The organism is Haliscomenobacter sp. (genome assembly GCF_040403615.1).
In the GTDB taxonomy this organism is placed as follows: Bacteria; Bacteroidota; Bacteroidia; order Chitinophagales; family Saprospiraceae; genus Haliscomenobacter.
Window position 1 is genome coordinate 1 of record NZ_JBBAKG010000054.1, and the last position, 21,466, is coordinate 21,466.

At 48.0% G+C, this 21,466-nt stretch carries 16 protein-coding genes; 8 read left to right on the forward strand and 8 right to left on the reverse strand.

The genetic code is table 11. From position 1 onward, the window contains the following. Positions 1-1,046, reverse strand: a 1,046-nt coding sequence (locus ABW391_RS17190; protein ID WP_353483133.1) for a 1-acyl-sn-glycerol-3-phosphate acyltransferase, incomplete at its 3' end; no start/stop codon positions are given. Between the two features lie 113 nt (positions 1,047-1,159). Between ABW391_RS17190 and miaA the strand changes: the two genes are divergently transcribed. After that, positions 1,160-2,083 (forward strand): tRNA (adenosine(37)-N6)-dimethylallyltransferase MiaA, encoded by a 924-nt coding sequence (gene miaA / locus ABW391_RS17195; protein ID WP_353483134.1) that lies wholly within the window; start codon positions 1,160-1,162, stop codon positions 2,081-2,083. A gap of 35 nt (positions 2,084-2,118) precedes the next feature. Then, on the forward strand, positions 2,119-2,472 hold the full coding sequence (locus tag ABW391_RS17200) for a translation initiation factor (protein WP_353483135.1): 354 nt from the start codon (positions 2,119-2,121) through the stop codon (positions 2,470-2,472). A gap of 17 nt (positions 2,473-2,489) precedes the next feature. On the opposite strand, the gene ABW391_RS17205 is transcribed toward ABW391_RS17200, so the two are convergent. Next, entirely contained in the window at positions 2,490-3,557 is a 1,068-nt protein-coding gene (locus tag ABW391_RS17205) for a DUF3810 family protein (protein ID WP_353483136.1), read from the reverse strand. Positions 3,558-3,734: 177 nt separating this feature from the next. Between ABW391_RS17205 and trxA the strand changes: the two genes are divergently transcribed. The 5 genes from trxA to ABW391_RS17230 all read left to right on the forward strand — a co-directional run bounded on the left by trxA (position 3,735) and on the right by ABW391_RS17230 (position 7,070). Then, complete coding sequence (trxA, locus tag ABW391_RS17210) at positions 3,735-4,070, forward strand: thioredoxin (protein ID WP_353483137.1); 336 nt, start codon at positions 3,735-3,737, stop codon at positions 4,068-4,070. Between the two features lie 179 nt (positions 4,071-4,249). Further along, the gene (locus ABW391_RS17215) at positions 4,250-5,176 is read left to right on the forward strand and encodes a DUF58 domain-containing protein (protein WP_353483138.1); all 927 of its coding nucleotides are present in this window, start codon (positions 4,250-4,252) and stop codon (positions 5,174-5,176) included. A 129-nt stretch (positions 5,177-5,305) separates the two neighbouring features. Next, positions 5,306-5,800 carry a cytochrome P460 family protein gene (locus tag ABW391_RS17220; protein ID WP_353483139.1) on the forward strand — a complete coding sequence of 165 codons (495 nt, stop codon included), beginning with the start codon at positions 5,306-5,308 and terminating at the stop codon, positions 5,798-5,800. Positions 5,801-5,915: 115 nt separating this feature from the next. Continuing rightward, positions 5,916-6,653 carry a PPK2 family polyphosphate kinase gene (locus ABW391_RS17225; protein WP_353483140.1) on the forward strand — a complete coding sequence of 246 codons (738 nt, stop codon included), beginning with the start codon at positions 5,916-5,918 and terminating at the stop codon, positions 6,651-6,653. A 3-nt stretch (positions 6,654-6,656) separates the two neighbouring features. Further along, positions 6,657-7,070: an RNA-binding S4 domain-containing protein gene (locus ABW391_RS17230; RefSeq protein WP_353483141.1), complete on the forward strand. Its 414-nt coding sequence runs from the start codon at positions 6,657-6,659 to the stop codon at positions 7,068-7,070. Between the two features lie 5 nt (positions 7,071-7,075). Here the strand turns inward: ABW391_RS17230 and ABW391_RS17235 are convergent, their stop codons facing one another. The 6 genes from ABW391_RS17235 to ABW391_RS17260 form a co-directional block, all read right to left on the reverse strand. Then, positions 7,076-8,038: a PorP/SprF family type IX secretion system membrane protein gene (locus ABW391_RS17235; protein ID WP_353483142.1), complete on the reverse strand. Its 963-nt coding sequence runs from the start codon at positions 8,036-8,038 to the stop codon at positions 7,076-7,078. A gap of 11 nt (positions 8,039-8,049) precedes the next feature. Then, complete coding sequence (locus tag ABW391_RS17240; RefSeq protein WP_353483143.1) at positions 8,050-12,666, reverse strand: T9SS type B sorting domain-containing protein; 4,617 nt, start codon at positions 12,664-12,666, stop codon at positions 8,050-8,052. Positions 12,667-12,801: 135 nt separating this feature from the next. Beyond that, on the reverse strand, positions 12,802-15,762 hold the full coding sequence (locus ABW391_RS17245; RefSeq protein WP_353483144.1) for a caspase family protein: 2,961 nt from the start codon (positions 15,760-15,762) through the stop codon (positions 12,802-12,804). A gap of 213 nt (positions 15,763-15,975) precedes the next feature. Beyond that, positions 15,976-17,448, reverse strand: a complete 1,473-nt coding sequence (locus ABW391_RS17250; protein ID WP_353483145.1) for a C1 family peptidase — start codon at positions 17,446-17,448, stop codon at positions 15,976-15,978. A 185-nt stretch (positions 17,449-17,633) separates the two neighbouring features. Continuing rightward, entirely contained in the window at positions 17,634-18,749 is a 1,116-nt protein-coding gene (locus tag ABW391_RS17255; protein ID WP_353483146.1) for a hypothetical protein, read from the reverse strand. 73 nt (positions 18,750-18,822) lie between these two features. Continuing rightward, the gene (locus ABW391_RS17260; protein ID WP_353483147.1) at positions 18,823-19,701 is read right to left on the reverse strand and encodes an O-methyltransferase; all 879 of its coding nucleotides are present in this window, start codon (positions 19,699-19,701) and stop codon (positions 18,823-18,825) included. A gap of 103 nt (positions 19,702-19,804) precedes the next feature. Between ABW391_RS17260 and ABW391_RS17265 the strand changes: the two genes are divergently transcribed. After that, positions 19,805-21,466, forward strand: coding sequence for a S8 family peptidase (locus ABW391_RS17265; protein WP_353483148.1), 1,662 nt, complete (start codon positions 19,805-19,807; stop codon positions 21,464-21,466).

Sequence of the window (21,466 nt, forward strand, 5' to 3'; positions counted from 1 at the left end):
GAAAACCAGGACACTACCGCCCAAACTGGCAACTTGTACTCCAAGCGGCGCACCCGCTTGACCTGGATGTAACAAGCGAGATAAGCAGGAGGAAAACAAAAAATGCGTCCAAGCCAGGCTGGCAAAAAGCCCAACACTAGAAACAACCAATTTCCCAACCCAACTGAGCTGCTGATGGCTTTATCGTTGATGTTTGCCTGTTCGAGGGCATTAAAATATGCACTTACGCTGTCTTTGGTCTTGTTTTTGGTTTCAGCCGACCAAGTATTGATCCGCGCAGCAATGGCTTTTTCGCGCCACAAATACGTTGCATCCCGATCCAATATTGGAAAGATTTTCGGATTGCGCTCGGTTCGATCGAGGTCAAATAGACCCTCCGCCAATTCATCATCGGCTGGGTTTTCCACGATGACAATGTTTTTTGCCATTTCCGTTGCCAGGGTTTCCAATAGGGCGTCTCCTTCGCTATTTGCTCCCGTCTGGTAAAATGAACGCATGGAAAGGGGTTCTCCAAAATTGATCATGACCTCCCCTCTGGGTTGCAGGCCATCGGTAAAATTGACGCCAACTGGAACAACATAAAGGTCTTCTATTTCGGGATAACGTTCGAGGGTTCCAAAGGCAATGCGCACCAAACCACGCTGCAATGGCCGCAGGCGTTTTTCCAGTACCGTACGGCCTTCTGGGAAAATCATGATGATCTTGCCTTCCTTTAGGCCTGCATAGCAGGCTTCAAAAGTAGAGAAATTGCTTTTCACGCCACTGAATCCGGTTGTGTCGCGCATGCGAAAGATTGGAATCATGTGCAGTGCCCGCAACAGGGTGCCGTAGAATTTTTTGGAAAAAAAGTCACCCCGTACCAAAAAATGGAGGGGTTTGCTCAATAGTACGGCCATAATGATGGGTTCCAAAAAACCGGTAGGGTGATTGATGGCTAAAATGATCGGTTTGTCCCGAGGAATACGCTCCTCATTGGCAAAATATATTTTTCGAAAAAACAGGTATGTTCCCAAGCGAGCAATGGGCCGAACCAAGTAGTAAAGCATCTGATCTCAAATTTGTATCAGGCAGTAAAGGTAAGTAACCCGGTTTAAATAGTTTTGATTTTTGAAAACGAAGAAACTTTTTCAACTTGCAGTCGCAAAACAAGTAGAAGCCAGTGAAGTCAAGCATCGTTTTTCCCGAGAAAAAATACCTCATTGTGGTAGGTGGCCCCACCGCCAGTGGAAAAACCGCACTGTCCATCCGCCTGGCCCAACATTTTCAAACAGAAATTCTTTCTGCCGATAGCCGCCAGTTTTACCGCGAAATATCGATTGGTACTGCCAAAGCCAGGTCGGAGGAACTCGCGCAAGTGCCCCACCATTTCATCAACAGCCTTTCGATTGCAGATGAATACAGTGTTGGTGATTTTGAACGAGATGCCCTGAATTTCTTGGAGCGCCTTTTTCAACAGCATTCGGTAGTAATCCTGGCCGGCGGTTCCAGCTTGTACATCAAAGCCTTGTGCGAAGGGTTAGACGTCTTTCCAGAAGTGCCCAACGAAGTTCGTCAAGCAGTAGAAGATTTGTATCGAAGCGCCGGAATCGAAGCCTTACAAGCGGAATTGGCGGCCAGCGATCCTGTGTATTTTCAGCAGGTAGACCGTGCCAATCCACACCGCTTGATCCGCGCCATTTCGGTATGTAGAGTAGGGGGGACTTTTTCCAGTTTTCGGACGCAAGAGGCCCCGCCGCGATTTTTTACCCCCATCTACCTCTGGATGGATGTACCGCGCGAAGAATTGTATCCGCGCATCAATCAACGGGTGGATCAAATGTTGGCCAACGGCCTGGAAGCCGAAGCCCGCGCTTTGTTTGACCAACGCCACTTGAATGCCCTGCAAACCGTAGGCTATCAAGAATTGTTTCATTATTTTGCAGGCAACATATCCCGTGACGAAGCCATTGAACTGATCAAACGCAACAGCCGCCGCTACGCCAAACGCCAGTTGACCTGGATGCGCCGGGATGGGTTTTGGCACTTGTTTGCAACTTCAGATTGGGATGCCATTTTGAATTTTGTACAACCAAAAAAAACTTAATTTTGACCTGCTTCACAGCATAAATCAATTACACCATGTCAAAAAAAGACAACAACAAGGGTCGAACTGGAGTAGTGTATTCCACCGACCCTGATTTTAAATACGAGTACGAAGCGGAAGAAGAAGCGGTTGAAGCACCCGCCAACCAGCAAAAACTCCGGGTTTTTATTGACCGCAAACAACGCGGCGGCAAAGAAGTAACCCTGATCACGGGTTTCTCCGGGCCATTGTCTGCGCTGGAAGAATTGGGCAAATACCTCAAAACCAAATGTGGCGTAGGCGGCTCTGCCAAAGACGGCGAAATCATCGTTCAGGGCGATCACCGCGATAGGGTAGTGCAGCTGTTGCTGGAAAAAGGATATACCCAAACGAAAAAAGCGGGGGGCTAAAACATTCGCCCCTTATTCTATTCATTCGTCCTTTCAGCATATGCTTCCGCCAGCATCACCACCCGGTCGTAGTTCAGCACACCTTCGGCAATGCCTTGGCTTTTCAAGTAAGCATTGTAGATGCGCGGTTGCAGATCCGGCACAAAATCCGGAAACCGCAAAAAGGCGGTGTTGATCGCTTCCAAATCCAGTTGAATTTCTTTTGGCAACTTGTCCCGCATTTTTTGAAATGCCTCTGAATCATACCTCCGCAGTTGCCCTGCCAGGGTTCGCCAATAATTGAGCCGACCTGAATAGCGGATGGCGAGGTCTCTTGATCGATCACAGCCCATCAGCGCCAAAAAATTACAGGTACCCTCGTCGGCAAAACCATAGCCGTGCCCCAGCTCATGGCTGAGCGTATACGGCCATTGCAAGGGGGCCAAACCCGGATCGATGTGGCCTTCGCCGGTGTAGGGAAAGTACAAACCCGCCGTGCTGAAGCGCAGAAAAACGCCTTCGGGGTACAACAAGCGCCCCCTCACCCGACCTGGCGTTGGGAAATGTTGGTCCGACAACCAAGACTCCAAACTTTCACTCAAACTGCGTTCCAGTTTTTTTGGGAAATCGGTTCTACCCAGCGCCCGGTTTTGGGCATGAGGAATTTTTGCCCGCAGGCAAATCAAAAGAAGGGTTTCCCGCTGGAACGCACTGTCCAGTTCAACCTTGTTCAACGGCTTCAACCTCAACCCCAACTGGCGCTCGATAGGTACTCGACTGTAGTTGAACCCCCACAGCGTAAAAAAGAAAAACAGTAATGCGCCAAGGAAAGACGCCGTTCCCAAAAGAAATTGACCGATGGCAAAACCATCTTTGCGCCAACTTTGGATTTTCTTCCAGGCACCCCACAATACCATGAGCCAAAAAAGATACATCAGGGGAATGGGCATCCAGGACAGCAACTCAAAAGTGTACCGCACGCCGATAAACAAGCCTCGGCTGTACCAATCTTCTACTAATTTGGATTCATTTCCCAAAAAAAATTTCAATGAGAGTGCAAAACCTCCAGCAATGATCCAAAATAAATTCCATTTTAAGTTTCTCATTTTCTGCTATTTAGCGCCTGGACTGTTGTTTTTGGTTTCAAATTTGTCAAAGATAGTTCATTTCAACATGTCTAAATGCGGACATTAAATCCATCCAATTCAGTATCTTTGAAACTTCATCAACGTCTAAGCTGTTATCAAACGTAAATAAATTTTAACAAAATAAACTGTCACAACATGGCATTCGAATTCACGGATTCAAACTTCACTGAGAAGACCTCTGAAGGAGTTGTATTGGTTGACTTTTGGGCAACCTGGTGCGGACCTTGTCGTGCCATTGCTCCAGTAGTTGAAGAACTATATGCAGACTACAAAGATAAAGCGCTGGTAGGCAAGCTGGATGTAGACAATAACCCGGAAGTAGCGATGAAGTATGAAGTCCGCAGTATCCCAACTTTGTTGATCCTCAAAGATGGTGTGGTAATTCATAAACACGTTGGAATTGCATCCAAGCAAGCTTTGGCCAATAAATTGGATGCAACTTTGGGCGTAGCAATAGAGGTGAAATCTTAAGCAGCGCTGGCAAATTCCAATGCGGACAATTGAAATACGCTTTAGAATTTGGCTGATTTGAAGAACTTGCTGCGAAAAAATGCAACAAGTTCGGAGATGCCATAAATTCTTATTTACTTTAAAGCCTTTAGTGCCTCAAAACACTAAAGGCTTTCTTGCGTTTATTCTTAAATTTCATCATGAAGTTACTCGACAACTACGAAGTACGCGACCTTGGTAACCTCGAATTACTCGCTCAGCAAGTAGTGGAAGGATTCATTATCGGCTTGCACAAAAGCCCTTTTCACGGTTTTTCGGTAGAATTTGCAGAACACCGCTTGTACAACCAGGGAGAATCGACCAGGAACATCGACTGGAAGGTGTACGCCCGGACTGACAAAATGTTTTCCAAGCGCTTTGAGGAAGAAACCAACCTGCGTTGTCAGATCGTCATCGATGGTTCGTCGTCGATGTATTTTCCTGAAGATACTGGTCAAAAGCCTTACGTTAATAAACTCATGTTTTCCGCCTTGGCCGCTGCTTCATTGATGAATTTGTTGCAAAGGCAACGGGATGCATTTGGAATTTCTTTGTTTGATAGCAATGTCAACCTCCATACCAATTGCAAGTCGAGTACTACACATTACAGACTGTTGTTGTCGCATCTGGATCGCTTGCTCAACAACCCTGAACGCAACAAAACCACCGCTGCTGCTGCTGCCTTGCACCAGATTGCCGACAGCATTCACAAACGCTCCATGGTGGTGATTTTTAGCGACATGTTTGAGCACCATGCAGAGATGGATGTGGTGTTTTCTGCCCTTCAGCATCTCAAGCACAACAAGCACGAGGTAGTACTTTTTCACGTAGTTGATAAAGCCAAAGAAATCGATTTTCAGTTTGAAAACCGACCTTACCTCTTTATAGACATGGAAACAGGCGAAAAACTGCGCTTGCAATCCAATCAAATCAAAAAGCATTACGTGGAGCAAATGGCCAAATTTATGGAAGAGCTCAAAATGAAATGTTTACAATACAAAATTGACTTTGTAGAAGCCGATATCAATCAAGGCTTTAAGAACATTTTGCAAACTTACCTGGTGAAGCGCGCGCGGATGAAGGCATAAATCCTGTTCCATCAAGCAAGAGACATTGCCAATGTACAATAAGCGACATTTGCAGTGTAGGAAGCGTCCTTCCGGCGACCTTCCAAAGTGCCCTTTTTCTGTACCTTTGTGGTCAAAACCTGATTGACCATGTCTAAACTAATGCTTTCTCTCAGCCTACTCTTAATGGGTACCATTCTTTTTCTAGGATCTTGTACCAAAGAAAAAGGCGATGGCGTTGTACCCATTCCAACCCCAACATCACCCAATGAGTACATTGCTACAGATGCCGATTTTCAGGGCTTCCGCAATTGGACTGTGGTGGTTCAGCTCAGCAAAGCCCAATCTGACGATGGCCGTGCCCACACTGACGCTGCCCGTACGGTTTGGATCAAACAAACCAATGCAGTCCGTGACCAAAATGGACAATATCCAAATGGTACTGTTTTTGTCAAAGAAGTTCTTGGCGGCTACGGAATTGTAGCCATGGTAAAACGTGGCGGAACTTACAATGCTGCCCACAATGGCTGGGAATGGATTCAGCTGGACAGCGCAGGTAAAATCACTTCCCGCAATAGTTCCAACACTTGCAACAATTGTCATGTTCGGGCAAAAAGCCAGGACTACGCTTTTACAAAAAAATAGCTTGTTTATTTAGTGGTAATCTTTATTTTACACGCCTGCTTTTCCGCAATGAGCAATAAATGCCGTTACGTTAAAGCAGGCTTTTTTATTTTTATTCTTAATCGATTCATTTACAATGATCAAGATTGCAAAGATTTCGACTGATGCGCCCGCTGAATTGGACAAAGCAGCCACCAAAGAGCTTACCCAGGAATATGTAGAGCGTTTGGCCAAGTTGCAGGACATCCTCACTGCGCAAAAAAAATATGGATTACTGGTCATCTTTCAGGGAATGGACGGCAGTGGCAAAGACGGCGCAACAGACAACGTGTTCAAAGAATGTCATCCCAATAGTTTGAGGGTCATCAGTTTCAAAAAGCCCACCGAAGAAGAATTTGCCCATGATTTTTTGTGGCGCATCCACAAAAACGCTCCCCCCAAAGGCTTGATCCATATTTTCAACCGTTCGCAGTATGAAGATGTGATCATCCAGCGGGTACACAAATGGATAGACGAAGACCGCGTTAAAAAACGCATCGCGTCCATCAATGCCCTTGAAGAGTTGCTGAATTACGATTGCAATACCATCATTTGCAAATTCATGTTGCACATTTCCAAGGAACAGCAAGAAGTTGAATTGAACCAGCGCTTAACCGACCCGGAAAAATTTTGGAAACACAATGCCAATGACTGGAAAGAACGGGAACAATGGGACGATTACATGCGTTGTTACGAAGATGTTTTGAATCAGAGTACCATTCCCTGGACGGTAGTGCCCGTAGACCAGCGTTGGTACCGCGATTACCTCATTGCAAAAACCCTGGTGGAGACCCTGGAAAAACTCCATATGGAATATCCACCTTTACAAAAATAAATCATGGATAAAATTCGCGTCGATAAATGGCTTTGGACGGTGCGGATGTTTAAGTCGCGTACTATGGCCTCCGATGCAGTCAAAGGAGGGCGTGTCAAAATCAACGGCGCTCCCATCAAAGCTTCCTATAACATTGGTAGGGGAGAGGTGATTGAATTGAAAAAAAATGGCTTTAGTTTTCAGTTCAAGGTGATTGAATTGCTCAAAAACCGGGTGGCCGCACCGATTGCCATTACCTGTTACGAAAACATGACGCCACCCGAAGAACTCAACAAATACAACGAATGGTTTGTGGGCAAAGGGGGAATCGAGTTTCGGGATCGAGGCACCGGGCGACCCACCAAAAAGGAGCGCCGCGAAATCGATGGGTTCAAAGACGACTGGTTTGATGTAGATTTTGACGAGGATGACTTGTGAAAAACTTATTTCCACCAGGAATACAGCAAATGTACCTCGAATGCGCCTCCAAAATACCGCCCCAAAGGGGCTGCTAGCGGCTGGTCATAAGCGAGGCCCAGCTTGAACTGCCCGTTCTCGATGCGGACTTGTTCGCCCAGTACAAAACCCGTTTCTGCGCGTACCGAAAAGGTTTTTTGTTGCCCGGATGCTGCTGCTCCAAACCCCAGTCCAGCCCAATACAATTCACTGATCTGTAATCTTCCGTTGACATCGATGCTGATTGGCGCATTGGGTACATAACGCAACCAACTGGATACTTCCAGAAAAGAAGTACTGTTGCCCAAAAATGAATCGAAATATTTGCCGGCTACTGCATATACGTGCGGCAATCGCTTGACATCATAGCGGGCATCTTCCGCTTTGAATTTGGTATCCAAGCCAAAAACCTGTGGTACCGAAACCCCCAGGTAGTAATTGTCTTCTTCGTAAAAAAATGCACCCAGCGAAAAATCCGGGAAAAGCAAATTGTCATTGATGGCCGGGCGGTTGGCCAAATCCGGAAAGTCGATTTCACTCAATTTGGCGCCGTATTGCACCAATCCTGCCCCCAATCCAATCACGAGGGCACGATCAGTTCGCCCACCCATGTCGAGGATATAGGCATAATGGCCATAAAATCCGGTTTGACCCAGTTTTCCGGTCTTGTCGCTGATGACATGCGCCCCAATCACCGAATTTTGCTCTTCCATAACCATCTCAAAATTGAGAATTCCGGTTTGTGGTGCGTCCTGTACGTTGAGCCAGTTGCGCCGATAAGACGCACCCACCGTATAATTCAACTCATTGATGAGGTAGTTGTTGGACAAGGCTGCCGGATTGATCACGTTCCACTGGTCGCGGTAAATCGTGAAATTGGGCAGCTGTTGGGCGCGCAGGCCGCAAGCCAAAAAAACAAAACAAAGTAAGAGGATATGTTGGGTTTTCATGGTGTCGGTTTTTAAGGGTTTTCCTTTTTGAACAAATAAATAGCTCCGGTTTGGGGTTTGCCCACCAGTTTGCCATCGTCAAAGGCACTGATCACATAATAGTAAGCGCCAGGAGGAAGAAACGGGCCATTGTCGCCTGAATGGCCGCGCCAAGGGGCATTGTTGTCGTAGTTTTCATTGCGGTACACCCGGTCTCCCCAGCGATTGGTGATGGTAATGTCTACGCTGCTGAAACCCTGCAATCCCCTGATTTGCAGGCTGCCATTGGGTCCAGGATCTTCGAGTACCAATCCATCAGTAGGTTTGGGCAGGTTGAATACGTCGATGCTTACGTTGGCGGAATCGCAAGGGGTAGCACAAGCGGAGGCTTTGTTGCACACAATGTATTGAAACTGAATGATGCCTCTGAAATCTGGCTCAGCGGTATACCGGAAACTTTTGTTGCCGGGGATAAACTCAAAATTGCCCTGCGCAGGTGCTCCCGTCCAGGAAATGGTGGTGTCTTTGATGCCCGCCAAATTGTCGTTGAGCAGGATATTCATGGCCGCTACATCTTGGGCCCGCTCGATGGTGTATTTGTCATCCGCCAAAATGGGCGCTTTTTCCAAAAAAACAATGACCGTATCTGTTGCGGCCTGTACGCATTTTCCCAGGGCAATTCGCCACACAAAACGGTTGGCGCCAATGTTCAGGTTTTGTACAGTAGTGTTGGGAGAATTGGGATCCAGCACCGAAACTTTGGTAGAAAGCGACAACCAACTGGCCTTCCCGCTGGTGGGGGCTTTGGCCTTGAGCGCTATACTGTTGCCCTGACAGAGAGTGGTATCCCTGCCTGCACTGAAACTATTGGCCGGAAGGGAAACAACATCCACGATCACCGGGCCAAAAATGCTGGATTTACAGCCCGCCGAATCCCGGTAAGCCGTGTATTCTCCGGCAAATTCGCTGCTGTTTGCCTTCAGTTTTAGCGAGGGGGTACTGGATTTCAACTCTTGCCCATTGGGCAATTGCCAAACGTAGCTCACTTTAGGACCCGGAAATAGGTCATCGGCGCGCAAAGTAAAGGTTTCGTTGCCACAAACGGTATCCGGGGCTACAATGCCGTACAGGGGTTTGGGCATCCTGCTGCCTGCCTTAAGGGTTGAACTAAAATTTCCAGTACACCCCTTGGCATCGGTGACGGTTACGGCGTAAGTGCCTTCATTCAATCCTGTCAAATTTGAGGTGTTGGCCCCATTGTTCCAGGTATAAGTATAAGGTGCAGTCCCTCCAATGACGGATAGACTTATTGAGCCGGTTTCTGCCCCAGCGCAGGCCAAATCGGTGGCAATGCCCGAAACACTTAAGGAAGGGCAACTGTCTCCACCCACTGTTCCGGTGCGTACCAGGTTACAACCATTGGCATCCTGTACGGTGACCGTGTATTGCCCTTGCCCCAGGCCAGCAATGGCAGAAGTCGTTGCTCCGGTGCTCCATTTGAAACTGTAAGGCGCAGTACCGCCTGTAGCGCTGACGCTGGCCGATCCATTTTTGGCATTGGCACTGGTTTCCCGGTTAAAAGCAGCGGTGGCCTGGAGCGCGGTAGGTTGCGTGATGGTGATGCTTTGATTTTGGGTACATTGCTTGGAATCTGTTACGGTCAGGCTAAAATTGCCCGCCGCCAGATTGTTAATGTTGCTCGTGGTTGCGCCATTGCTCCAGCGGTAGACATAGGCTGGGGTTCCACCCGTTACACTTGTGGTGGCTTGACCCGTATTTTGGCCATTGCACAACACATTGGTTGTAGCAATTTGCAGGTTGAGTTTTGGCGCAGATCCTACTTTTTGAGTTCCATTGCCTTGACAGCCATTAACGTCAGTAACCGTTACTGCATAATCGCCTGGCGCCAAAGCTGTAAGCGCCGAAGTGGTGGCGCCATTGCTCCAGGCATAGCGATAAGGCGCAGTACCTCCGCTGACTTGTACTGCAGCCGTTCCGGTATTGGTTTCATTGCAGGGAATGTCTGTACCGTTGAGTGTAAGTGCCAAAGCTGCTGACTGGGTAATCGGGATGCTGGTATTGACCAAACAACCTTGTTTGTCGGTGACGCTAACACTATAGGTATTGGCAGCAAGATTACTGATGGCGGAGGTGGTCGCGCCGTTGCTCCAAAGATAGGCATAAGGATTGGTTCCACCAGAAACCGTTACTTTTGCTGTGCCGGATGGATTGCCACAGCTTGCATTGGTGCCGATGATTACTGCTTGCAACTGAATGGGAGCAGTAATCAAAACCGTTGCTGTATCTGCACAGCCGTTTTGGTCAGTCACGCTCAGCCCATAAGTTCCTGCTTTGAGGTTGGACAAATCTGCGGTTGTTGCGCCAGTGGTCCAAAGGTAAGTATAAGGCGCTTTGCCTCCGGTAGTGCTGCTTTGAATTTGGCCGGTACTGGCCCCAAAACAGTTGATGTCGGTGGCCTTGGTTACTACATCTATTCCTACACTGGGCGCATTGATGCTAAAGGGAAAACTGACTTTGCAACCATTGGCATTGGTGACGGTAAGTCCGTATCGACCTGCACCCAGGTTTTGGATGGAACCTGTGGTTGCTCCGGTACTCCACAAAAAAGTATTGGGGCCCTGGCTGGAAACATCTGCCAGGGCAGTTCCAGTATTCAATCCAAAACAGGCAGGGTCGCTGGTTACCACTTTGGCTGTGATGGGGGCTGGATCTTTGAGGGTAAAAAGAAGGGTCACTGTGCAGCCCAGCGCATCACTCACGCCAACTTTGTAGGTACCCGGCTTGAGGTTTTTTCGGGAAGCGGTGGTCACGCCATTTTCCCAAATATAACGATAGGGGGCAGCTCCTCCGCTAACCTTGATATTGATTTCTCCAGTGGTATCTCCTGCACACTTGATTTGGACAACTGCCGAATCGATTTTGAGAGGACTTGCTTCGAAAATTTGAAACAACGCAGTTTTCTGACAACGAGCCTGATCGGTTACCGTTAGACCATAATTGGCTGGGCCAAGATTTGCAATACTGCTGGTCGTTGCCCCGGTACTCCACAGGTAGGTATAAGGGGTTGTTCCCCCGGAAACTACTGCCTGGGCAGTGCCATTTTTGCTGCCTGCACAAAGGGAGTCGGTGGCGCTCAGGTTGATGCTGATGGCGCTGGGTTGAGTGACGATGGCCTGGGTTGTATTGGTACAATTGGAAAAGTCGGTGACCGTGAGGGTGTAAGTACCCGCCACAAGATTGACCAGATTGGCCGTGGTGGCACCATTGCTCCATTTGTAGGCATATGGGCTGTTTCCACCTGCTACCACGGTACTGATTTGGCCGGATTTGTCGCCATTGCACGCTACATTCACCACCGTTGTACGCATTGAAATTGCGGGTGGCTCGTTGATGATCACAAGTTGTATAGATTGACATCCTGCGCCGTCGGTTGCCGTCACTGTGTAATTCCCTGCTTTTAAATTGGAAATGGTAGCGGTGGTAGCGGCGGTGTTCCACACAAAGTTGATGCCCTGATTGAGGCCGCCGCTGGTGCTTACCGTAGCCGATCCGTCGGAGCCTTTGTTGCATGTGACGTTGTTGCTTTTGATGCTGGCCAAGAAATTGGCGCAAACATCTACTACCGTTTTGCAAGCCGAAAACTCCGAAGTGTTGTTGCTTTGGGTCATCGTTGCGGTGACCTGGTCATTGTTGGACAATCCTGAGGTAATGCTCAAGCTCCAGGTACCAAAAGCACCAGCTGTTACCGTGCCCAGAAAAGTTTTACCCTGACAGGGAATACCCGTACACCCGGTGTTGTCTACCCGATACACTTCCACTTTGGAAGCAGCAGGGGCCGTTCCGGTAATTTGTGAAGTAGTCGCATTGGTAATCGTTGGAATGGTAAAGGCGCTGGCCCTCGAAATGCCCCCACTGCGGTTGCAAAATATACTGTTATTGCTGATCACCACATTGCGGGCTGTTCCGACTTGAACTCCAATGGTGTTTTGGCCTATAATATTGGTAGTTACGTTGGCCACTGGAGCCGCCGCCGTACCCGCATAGGCTTCAAATTGAATGCCCGCCACACTGTTGGATAAATTGGTGCCGCTCTTGTCAACGCCAATGTAATTGCTGCTGATGTTGACTGCGCCAGCACTGCGGGCAATCGAGATGCCTACCTGATTGTCAAAAATCTGGCAATTGGAGACTTCATGTCCGGTTCCTGAATTGAAATGCAGCGGATATGGCGCGACAGTAGCTGCAAAATTGCGCAAGGTTAGGCCCACTATTTTTGCCGAATTGGCGCTGATGTTCAAGCCCTGACCCTCACCTAAAGAACCATCAATGACAATATTATCGGTACTGCCATCAATAAATGCATTCGCTTTGGTGATGGTAGGAAAAGGCCCATTGATCAGCGGCTGAATGATGTGCGGCCCTGCACCAGGAATATTGAATTGGATGGTGGTAAGGGGCGTAACGTTGTTCAAGCAGTTGATGGCCCAGGGCAGACTACCATTTGTGCCCGTACTCCCCGTAGTGCGGGTTACCGTAATGGGGTTGGCTGTAGGGCAGGCCACCTGAGCCCAGGCAGACCCACTTGCAAAAATGAGTAAGATTAAAATCGGAATTTGGGATTTTTTCATGGGTAGTCGGTGTGCGTTTTTGGGGCTTTCAGCACCTTCCATTTCGTTCCCCTCCTCACCACCGCGCCCTTCGGCTACGCTCAGGGAACGGTGGTGAGGAAGGGATCGAAACGGAAGGTGCTAAACTCAAAAACGCTATTTTTGAATAAAATAAATCGGCATAGTCCGATCCAGCTGATCTTCCGGCATAAACGGAACCTGACTGGTGGGGGCATTCGGGATCACGGTTTTGACCAATTGAGGTACACGGCGTTGTATAAAATCGTACAATTCTCCCAGGTTGATAATGCGGTCGTTGTTGGTATCCGCATTGTAGGTTCCACGGCTATCGCTGAAGCTGGCATTGGAAAAAGCTTCCAAAATTGCTTCGGTAAAGGCGCCATTGCCCCAGTTTTGGGCTTCGTAAGATTTTTCATCTGCTTTGCAGGAAGACAAAGTGCTCACCCCGGGTTGGGCTTTGGCCAGGTCAATCACGGCTTTGCTCAAGCCACCATAGCCTTCTTTGGCTCCGCCGCTGTGGCAAGCATCCAAAAAGATCAACTTCTTGCAATTGAGATTGTTCAGCACTTCCAAAATATCGGTTTTGTAATCCACCGATAAATTTTCGTATTTGGGATTGTAGCCACTTTGTAGGATTTTGAACCGATTTTCCACGATTTTCCCATGGGAAGACAAAAAGACAATCACGACATCACTGGGTGAAATGACCTTGTCTTTCCACATGTAGTTCAAGTCGTAAACGGCTTCTTTGATTCCGGTCAGGTTGGTGGTTTCCAGGCTGGTAATTTCCTGCACATGGACGTTGGGATAGAGTTTTTCTATACCGCCCTGGTTGCGAAAAGCCTCTGCAAAATCTTTGGCGTCTTTAGCCGTGTACATCAGGTCGCTATGGGCCGGGCCAATGGCCAGGATGAACAAATTGGAGCGTTGCGGCGCGTATTCGATGAAGATCGGAGCCGAAGGCTTGCCGTCAATGACGACCTCCACCCGGTTGACCCCAATGATCAAGGGGATTTTGTTGCGGTAGGTGTAGGAATAATACCCGGTATCTATTTTTGGCTTAGACAGCTCTTGTTCGTTGAACTTGGAGCCTTCCATTTCCACGCCATTTACCCTTAATTTGAAGTTTTTGGGTTCCAAGCCTTTATCCGATACCACGTTCATTTTGATCTCGCGCTGATTGTTGGAGGATTTTACCCGGTTCCCACCTTCGTTGGGGTCTGGATCTGTCCAAATCGAGAGGGTTCCGCCATTGCCCAATCCACCGCCACTGCGGCCTTCGAGCGTTTTGCGGATTTTTTCTGTTCCTCCTTCTTTTACCACCAGCACAATATTAACCGACGATCCGGTAAACTGCGGTGTTTTGTTGAACAGAAAGTCGATTTCCCGTTTTGATCTGGCTGCGATAGGGCCGATATTGGAACTGGCTGCTGAATTGGCCCGGATGCCCGCGGGTGGTAAAAAGCTGATATCGGTTGCACCTGAATTGGCGTCACCCGTGTTTTCAAGGGTGACCCTCAGCGTAATTTCATCGGAACGGGTACTGGCAAAATAATTGTAAGCAGCGATATGTAGGGAGGCCGGCATGGGCACTCTGGTCACCAATTTGACATCGGTTTCGGTCAGGTACTTGTTGCCAGCAGACACCTTCAGGTTGAAATTGTACTCTCCATTGCTGATGTCTTTGCTGCGTACGGGAATGCGCACCGTTTTGCCACTGCGGTCGCTGCTGACTTGCCCAAGGTAATTGATGGCCCAGTATTCCAGCCGCGAATTGCCCGAACGGTCTTCTACTTCCACTTTGATGTCGCTCAGTTCTGCTCCTGATTTGTTGTTCAAACGGAAGCTCAAGAAAGCATTTTCGTTGCGTTGGATGCTTTGATTGTCTAGAGAGTTCAGTTTCAATTCGGCAATTTCAACGGCGTTCTGATCCCGAATGCCGATGATTGGCGGGTTGTCTTGCTCTGCAAAAGGCAAGCGCCCCACAAAAGCCCCTTTTCCGGGTTCTCTTCCGGCTACTACAATACTTCCATCGTGTAAAAGAGTTGATGCATCCCAGGATTCATTGTTGCCTTCGCCCCAATAGCCAATTGATTCCCGGCGTCCATCGCTGCCAGCCCGGATGCGCAGGGCTTTGGCTGTACGCGCACCAGAACGGTAGGAGTTGGAATTGCCCAATAGGCAGTAAGCTCCGTTGTTGTATTGGATCAAGGTGTTGGCTACGTCAAAATCCCGGTTTCCTATCCGACTTTCCCAGAGCAAGCTGCCGTCTTTGGCAATTTTCAGCAGCCAGGCATCCGCGTCTCCGGCAGTTTGGGTCTTGGTTAGTCCGGCCAGGGCAAAATTGCCATCGCGGGTATTGATTTGATCGAGGGCTTCCTCGTAGTCTTTGCCTCCATAGGTTTGTGACCAAAGCTCTGCGCCACGGGCATCGATTTTGGCCAGGTAGATGTTTTCGCTCTTGCGGGTATTGCCGCTGAATACTGCACCTCCATCGGCGGTAAGGGTCAATCCACTGGGTATGCCGTATTTGTCCCGGCCCAATTGTTTTTCCCAGATCAATTCAAATTTCAAGTTGAGCTTGACCAACCAGGCATCGCCCTCTTTTTGGTCGTTTTTGAATCCGGCCAATACGATTGCCGTTCCGTCCGGGGTGATTTCAATCTGGCGAAATTCATCCTTCCCGGTACTCCCCAGGTATTTTTCCTGCAATTTTTTTCCTTTCTCATCGATCAGCAACAGCCAGCCATCGCGTGATCCCTGTCCGATTGATTCCGTATACCCTGCCAGGATAAAGAACCCTTGGGGGGTTTGGGCTACATCAAAAATGACATCGTCTTTACTGCCGCCAAAACGCGCTTCTTTCACCACTGCTCCGGTGCTATAATTGACAATGGCTAACAGCCCGTCCTTTCCGCCCAGGGTTTGGGTGGTGGTTTCGCCAACCGCGATGACCGAACCATTTCCAGCTTCGATTACCCGATGGAAGCTAGCTCCGGTTCCACCAAAGGTATTTTTCCAATCCAGGCTCACATCTTGGGAAAAAGAGCTGAATGACAACAACATACCGCTGAGCAATACAATAAACTTGTTCATTTTGGAAAAGAGTTTATTAACGCAGAAAAATTAACTTCCCGATTTTGGGTTTTGAATAGGAAGTCGAACGGTTCATTAAAGTGAGCTTCCTATTCAAAAGTCTCTCAAAAAATCGGGAAGTAATTTTTTGCGTCATACTTAAGCTTTTGAAGCCGTCTTTTTTGGGGTAATTTAAGCATTTCCAACGACTTGTGGATATTTTTGCAGCAATATCTACTTCGCTTCCACTTCCAGTAGCAAAGGTACAATATAGCCTTCACTACGTGTCGATGCTTCAAATCCAATTTTACTGGGGTAATAACGAATATCACTGGGCGGAATCGCATGTCGGTTGAGGATTCTTAACAAATGTTGCCAAAAATCTCCCTGGTATTGCGCCAATGCTTGCGCCAACCCTTTAAGATCGTTGATGGGCTGCCTGCTGTACAACACGATCAAACGATCGGTGCCAGGTGTTTCGATTTTGAGTGCTTTGTTGGGCCCTGGGACAACCAAAGTACTGCCCTGATTGAGTACCAGGGCGCTTTCGTTTTGTCCGGCAAATTTTACATTTAATGCTTCCTGACGGGGAAAATGGACGTGGATTTGCCTTTGGGCATCGATGCTCAAGACGTAAAGGTATTCATCGGCTTTTTGGGTATTGACCACCAGTTGGAATAGTTGACCCAGGGGCCAGTCCCGTTTTGGGAGTACATACCGACCGTTTTGAAAACGCACACTGTCGATTTCAAACAGTGCCTGGTTGTTGTAATTGTCGTAACCCGTAAAATGTTGGAATGCGAAGGTGCCGCTCAATTGGGTCAAAGGGCGGGTTTCGGTGGGTTGGCTGCTGGCTTGCATGTTCGTTTGGCCACCAGTCAATTGGATGATGTAGGCATATTTGCAAAACTGGGCGAAGTTTTCGTATTTGACCCAAATGTAGCCCTTGTCACCCCAGTTTTGTCCCCAGGAATTGAATAGTCGGAATGCTCCAGCCCGGTCATCGTACCCCACCACCACCATGGCGTGTCCCCCGGCGGGCGTTACATTGCCGATTTCGGGCCACCAGAATTTGGCATTTTGGAGGTTGTAAAAATTGCGCCGCACGTTCATCCCGACAATCACCGCCTTGAAACTCGCCAGGGCATTTTTGACCTGTTTGACTTTGATCTCAAAACTGGCATCGCTTTCAAAGAGGGTTACAAAATCGCCTACCGCAAAACGATTGGCATTCTGGGCAAGGGCAGGGGCTGGTGTTTTTTGGCAGTCGTTGACGTCAAAGTCAAATTCTTTGGCCAGGCAATCTCCGCGTTCTTTGAGGAAGCGCAGGGCATCGGTCAGGCGGGCACCTTTGTTACAATCCTGCTTGATTTGGTTGAACACAAACAAAGCAGAATGGGCATTTTCATTGATCAGGTTGCGATCGGTACAGCGGTTGTGTATAGCGCGCTGGATGGTCATTCCCGCATAGCCTACAGCCCAACCCACACAGGAGTAGATATCGCCCTGGTGGCGCACTTCAGGACAAAAACTCTCCAGACTTACAGCCAAGGGCAGGCTGGCCTTGCTGTTGATTTGAGCATCCAGGCGTTGGGTTTGGTTGTAGGTGTTTTCGTCGTCCAGGATCAAACCACCCGGAAATTCTTGGGTATGCAATTGGCTTAGGAAAAAAAACAAGCAGAGGTTGAGGAAAAACAGGCGTTTCATTTTTCTATGTTTTGGGTTTGTTTTGGGTGTTAGGTTCGCACAATTTGACTTTTTCTTTTTCCACCACCTTAGGCACCTCAGACACCTTAGGCTCACCTAAGAATTGCATTTAAACCGTACTCAGTTGACTCTTAGGTGCCTAAAGTGCCTAAGGTGGTAGAAAATAAAGCAGCGAAGCTGCCAAGTTAAAACTGTTTCTTAGGCGGAACCACCGGAGCTTGATTTTTCACTGTAGTCTTCCCTGGCAATACCGGATTCTTGCTTTTGGGCGCAGCCCCACCATCCGTCTTGTATTTGAATGGATCATTGATGTTGGAAAGCGTATCTACCGGAGGCATTTTTACCACTGCGGTATCCACCGGAAATGGAACCTGGTTGGCATTGGGGTCGGTAGTTGGTGCTGGAGGTACAGTTGTATTGAAAGGATCCGTAGTCGTGCCCGTGTTGGTGTTGGAGTTGTTGTTGTTCCAGGTAGCGGGGTTCGTACCTGTGTTGGTATTGGTGTTCCATCCTGTATTGTTGGTATTGTTATTGGTATTCCAGCCAGTGTTGTTGGTGGTATTCCAACTGTTGGTTCCATTGGTTCCGTTGGGGTTATTCAGGTTGTTGTTCCAGTTGTTCAAATCTGGGGTAGGAATAGCCGTTGAATTGGGATTGGTCTGGATGTCGTGGTATTGGATGTAGTCGGTGTAATGGTCGCCATTGCCTTCTCCCGACTGGACTTCATTCCAATAGCGCCAGCGGTGCGGCTTGACCAAGTGTTGATTCAGGTAATCTTCGGAATACATGCGGGCTTCCCGTTGCATTTGCGCAAAATAAGTGGTGAGTCCGCGAGTAAGACTGATCAATTCAGTGATGATAAACAGGAGTGGGCTGCCGTCTACTTGATCTGCCGTTGCATCGGCTAGGGTTTGTTGAAAATGGCCGGAATAAAATTCTTGCAATTCAATCAGGCGGAGTTTCAATCCATCGGAATACAAGTCTGGCATGCCTTCGATGGATTTCAATTTTTTGGGATCCAGAAAATCCTGTTTGATTCCTTCCAGGATCTTGTTGGCACGTTGAGCGGTCTGGTTGTAGGCCGTGCGTATTTTGGCAAAATCATCTGGTTTCAGTTTTTGCTCTTTGCCAATGACGTTCATGGCGGCACTCTCGGCCTCAAGTTTCAAGTCGTGAAACTTGACCATGAATTCGGTATTCATAAACTTACCCAAGGCTGGGGCGAGTTTTCGATTGGGTTGGGCGCTGAGTACGTTGAGCAGCAGCAAGGTGAAAATGGAGGTAAAAAACGGAGTTTTCATGGCGGTAAATTTTATAGGAAGTGTCCTAAAGGCTTTACTGCGTTCCGGTGCTTGACCTTTTTTTTAAAACAAACTAAATTTCTACAGACTCAACGGTCTTGACCCTGGATTTGTTAATGTTGAATAAACCCAGTCGCCAGGGTTTCCATTTCCACTTGATGATGCTGAGATGCTGTTTTTCGCGGATGGATTCATCGAAAAACAAGACCCCTAAATGCAGCAAATCAACAGAAAGTTTGACCCGCGGATGTTGTTTGATTTTTTGCCAGCATTTTTCCATTTCAGCAGACCAATGAATATCGGCCAGGATAATTATCGATTTGGAGTGAATTTTAGACAAGGCCAATTCAAAATAATGCTCAGAATTTCCCGCTCGATGGTCTCCATCGATGAGCAATAAATCCAGTTGCTTGATTTCCTGGAGAATTTGCGGAAAAACGTCTTTGAAATGGCCAACACGCTGCTGAATATTGGAAATTTCCAGTCTTTGAAAATTCATTTGCGCGACTTCCGCAATATCTGGGCAACCTTCTACCGTAAAGATTTGTCCATTAGGAGCGGCTGTAGCCATATACAAAGTGGAGATCCCCAGGGAGGTACCCAGTTCAATAATTTGTTTAGGTTTGTAGGTCGCCACGATTCTAAACAATTGTTGACCCGTTTCTTGAGACACGGCACTGTACCGTACGATGTTGCGCACAGTGCGCGTTTTTGAGGCATTTACCTTGGAGCCTGCGCCCAGATCGATGATTTCCAAAGGGAAATTGTTGCGGTACAACCGGGCGCGCATGCGCTCAACGTGAGGAAAAGCATAGAAAAGACGCTCATCTTCCACAATATAGTGCACAAAGTCGGCAACAAATGGAGAATGAACATCGTATTTAGTAGCAGCTTGAAAATAAAAGCGCAACCAGCGAAAAAAAAAACGCAGGTGGAAAATGAATAACATCATGCAAATTCAGTTCAACGCTAAAGATATAATTTGCTTTGATCTTTGAATACGCGGATGTTGATCTATTTTTGTTTTTTTCTATTTTGATCAAATAAACCTGAAAATGAATCGCAAATTTTGCTTGATTGTAACTTTAGTTGCAGGAATGGCCGCCAGCAGCATGATGGCTCAGGCGCCACAGAATTGGTTTAACCTGGATCCCTCCAAAGACGGAGTTCCGGGTTTGGGTACAGAGTCGATTTACCAACGTTTGCCCAAAACGAAAAAAGGGAAGACGGTTGTTGTTGCGGTGTTGGACTCTGGCGTAGACTACAAGCACGAAGACCTGAAGGACGTGATGTGGGTCAATGAAGACGAAATCCCCAACAATGGCATCGATGACGACAAAAATGGCTACATCGACGACATCAACGGCTGGAGTTTCCTCGGCAATGCCAAAGGCGAAAACGTAGTGTACGACAACCTGGAAGTAACCAGATTGTACGCAGCCCTGAAAAAACGCTTTGACGGCAAGGACGCTGCATCGATCAGCGCTGCGGATAAGGCTGATTTTGCCAAATACGAATCCTACAAAAAAATTGTAGAAGAAGGCCAGAAAGGGGCAGCAGGTAATTTGGCTCAATTTTCTGGCATCAAGGAGTTGTACGATAAGATGATCAAAGCAATAGGGAACGAAAATCCTTCACTCAATGACCTGAAAGCTTTCAAAACCAGCGATCAACGCATCAATGGCATTAAGCAAATCTTTATTCAGGGCATCGAAGCTGGCGATACGTTTAAAGGCATTGCTGGGCAAATCCTGGAAGCGTATGATTATTACAACGCCAAAGCCAATTACCACTACAACATTGATTATGATTCTCGCAGCATTGTAGGCGACAATTATGCCGACCTCACTCAAAAGAACTACGGCAACAACGACGTGAAAGGCCCAGACTGCAAGCACGGTACCCACGTGGCAGGCATCATCGGCGCCAAAAGAGGCAACAACATCGGAATGGATGGCGTAGCCGACAATGTGCGCATCATGTCGGTTCGCACTGTACCTGATGGAGACGAGCGCGACAAGGACGTAGCCAATGCCATTCGGTACGCGGTTGACAATGGTGCCGACGTGATCAACATGAGCTTTGGCAAAGGCCAATCGCCGAATAAGCCAACAGTGGATGCTGCGGTAAAATACGCACAGGAAAAAGATGTCCTGATCATTCACGCGGCAGGCAACGATGGTGAAAACCTAACCTTGACCAACAATTACCCCAACGACCATTTTGAGAAAAAAGGAAAACCGGGTAAAAAATCTGCCACCAACTGGATTGAAGTGGGCGCAGTGAATCCCTCGATTGGCGAAAACATGGCCGCAAACTTTTCCAATTACAACCAGGAATTGGTAGACGTTTTTGCTCCGGGCGAAGAAATTTATTCTACTACTCCTGAGAATCACTACGAAAACCTCCAGGGTACCAGTATGGCAGCGCCTATGGTAGCCGGGGTTGCAGCGATCATCCGCTCTTACTTCCCTGACCTCACCGCTGATCAGGTTAAGGACATTCTGGTGACTTCAACGGTAAAACAAAACCGCAAAGTCATCAAGCCAGGTACGGAAGATGAGAAGGTAGATTTCAGCACCTTGTGCAAAAGCGGCGGAATCGTCAACGTAGAAAAAGCGGTTGAGTTGGCTGCAAAAACAGTAGGTAAGAAGAAAGGCGTAACCCGCATCCTGGGCGCCGGTGATCTTGCCCCTGCGCCTAAGGTGATTCCTTAA

Bases quoted from the DNA above. Each gene is read 5' to 3' on its own strand.
- ABW391_RS17200 (WP_353483135.1), top strand. From the start codon at position 2,119: ATGTCAAAAAAAGACAACAACAAGGGTCGAACTGGAGTAGTGTATTCC.
- ABW391_RS17255 (WP_353483146.1), bottom strand. From the start codon at position 18,749: ATGAAAACTCCGTTTTTTACCTCCATTTTCACCTTGCTGCTGCTCAAC.
- ABW391_RS17215 (WP_353483138.1), top strand. From the start codon at position 4,250: ATGAAGTTACTCGACAACTACGAAGTACGCGACCTTGGTAACCTCGAA.
- ABW391_RS17240 (WP_353483143.1), bottom strand. From the start codon at position 12,666: ATGAAAAAATCCCAAATTCCGATTTTAATCTTACTCATTTTTGCAAGT.
- trxA (WP_353483137.1), top strand. From the start codon at position 3,735: ATGGCATTCGAATTCACGGATTCAAACTTCACTGAGAAGACCTCTGAA.
- ABW391_RS17245 (WP_353483144.1), bottom strand. From the start codon at position 15,762: ATGAACAAGTTTATTGTATTGCTCAGCGGTATGTTGTTGTCATTCAGC.
- ABW391_RS17220 (WP_353483139.1), top strand. From the start codon at position 5,306: ATGTCTAAACTAATGCTTTCTCTCAGCCTACTCTTAATGGGTACCATT.
- ABW391_RS17225 (WP_353483140.1), top strand. From the start codon at position 5,916: ATGATCAAGATTGCAAAGATTTCGACTGATGCGCCCGCTGAATTGGAC.
- ABW391_RS17235 (WP_353483142.1), bottom strand. From the start codon at position 8,038: ATGAAAACCCAACATATCCTCTTACTTTGTTTTGTTTTTTTGGCTTGC.
- ABW391_RS17230 (WP_353483141.1), top strand. From the start codon at position 6,657: ATGGATAAAATTCGCGTCGATAAATGGCTTTGGACGGTGCGGATGTTT.
- ABW391_RS17250 (WP_353483145.1), bottom strand. From the start codon at position 17,448: ATGAAACGCCTGTTTTTCCTCAACCTCTGCTTGTTTTTTTTCCTAAGC.
- ABW391_RS17205 (WP_353483136.1), bottom strand. From the start codon at position 3,557: ATGAGAAACTTAAAATGGAATTTATTTTGGATCATTGCTGGAGGTTTT.
- ABW391_RS17265 (WP_353483148.1), top strand. From the start codon at position 19,805: ATGAATCGCAAATTTTGCTTGATTGTAACTTTAGTTGCAGGAATGGCC.
- ABW391_RS17260 (WP_353483147.1), bottom strand. From the start codon at position 19,701: ATGATGTTATTCATTTTCCACCTGCGTTTTTTTTTTCGCTGGTTGCGC.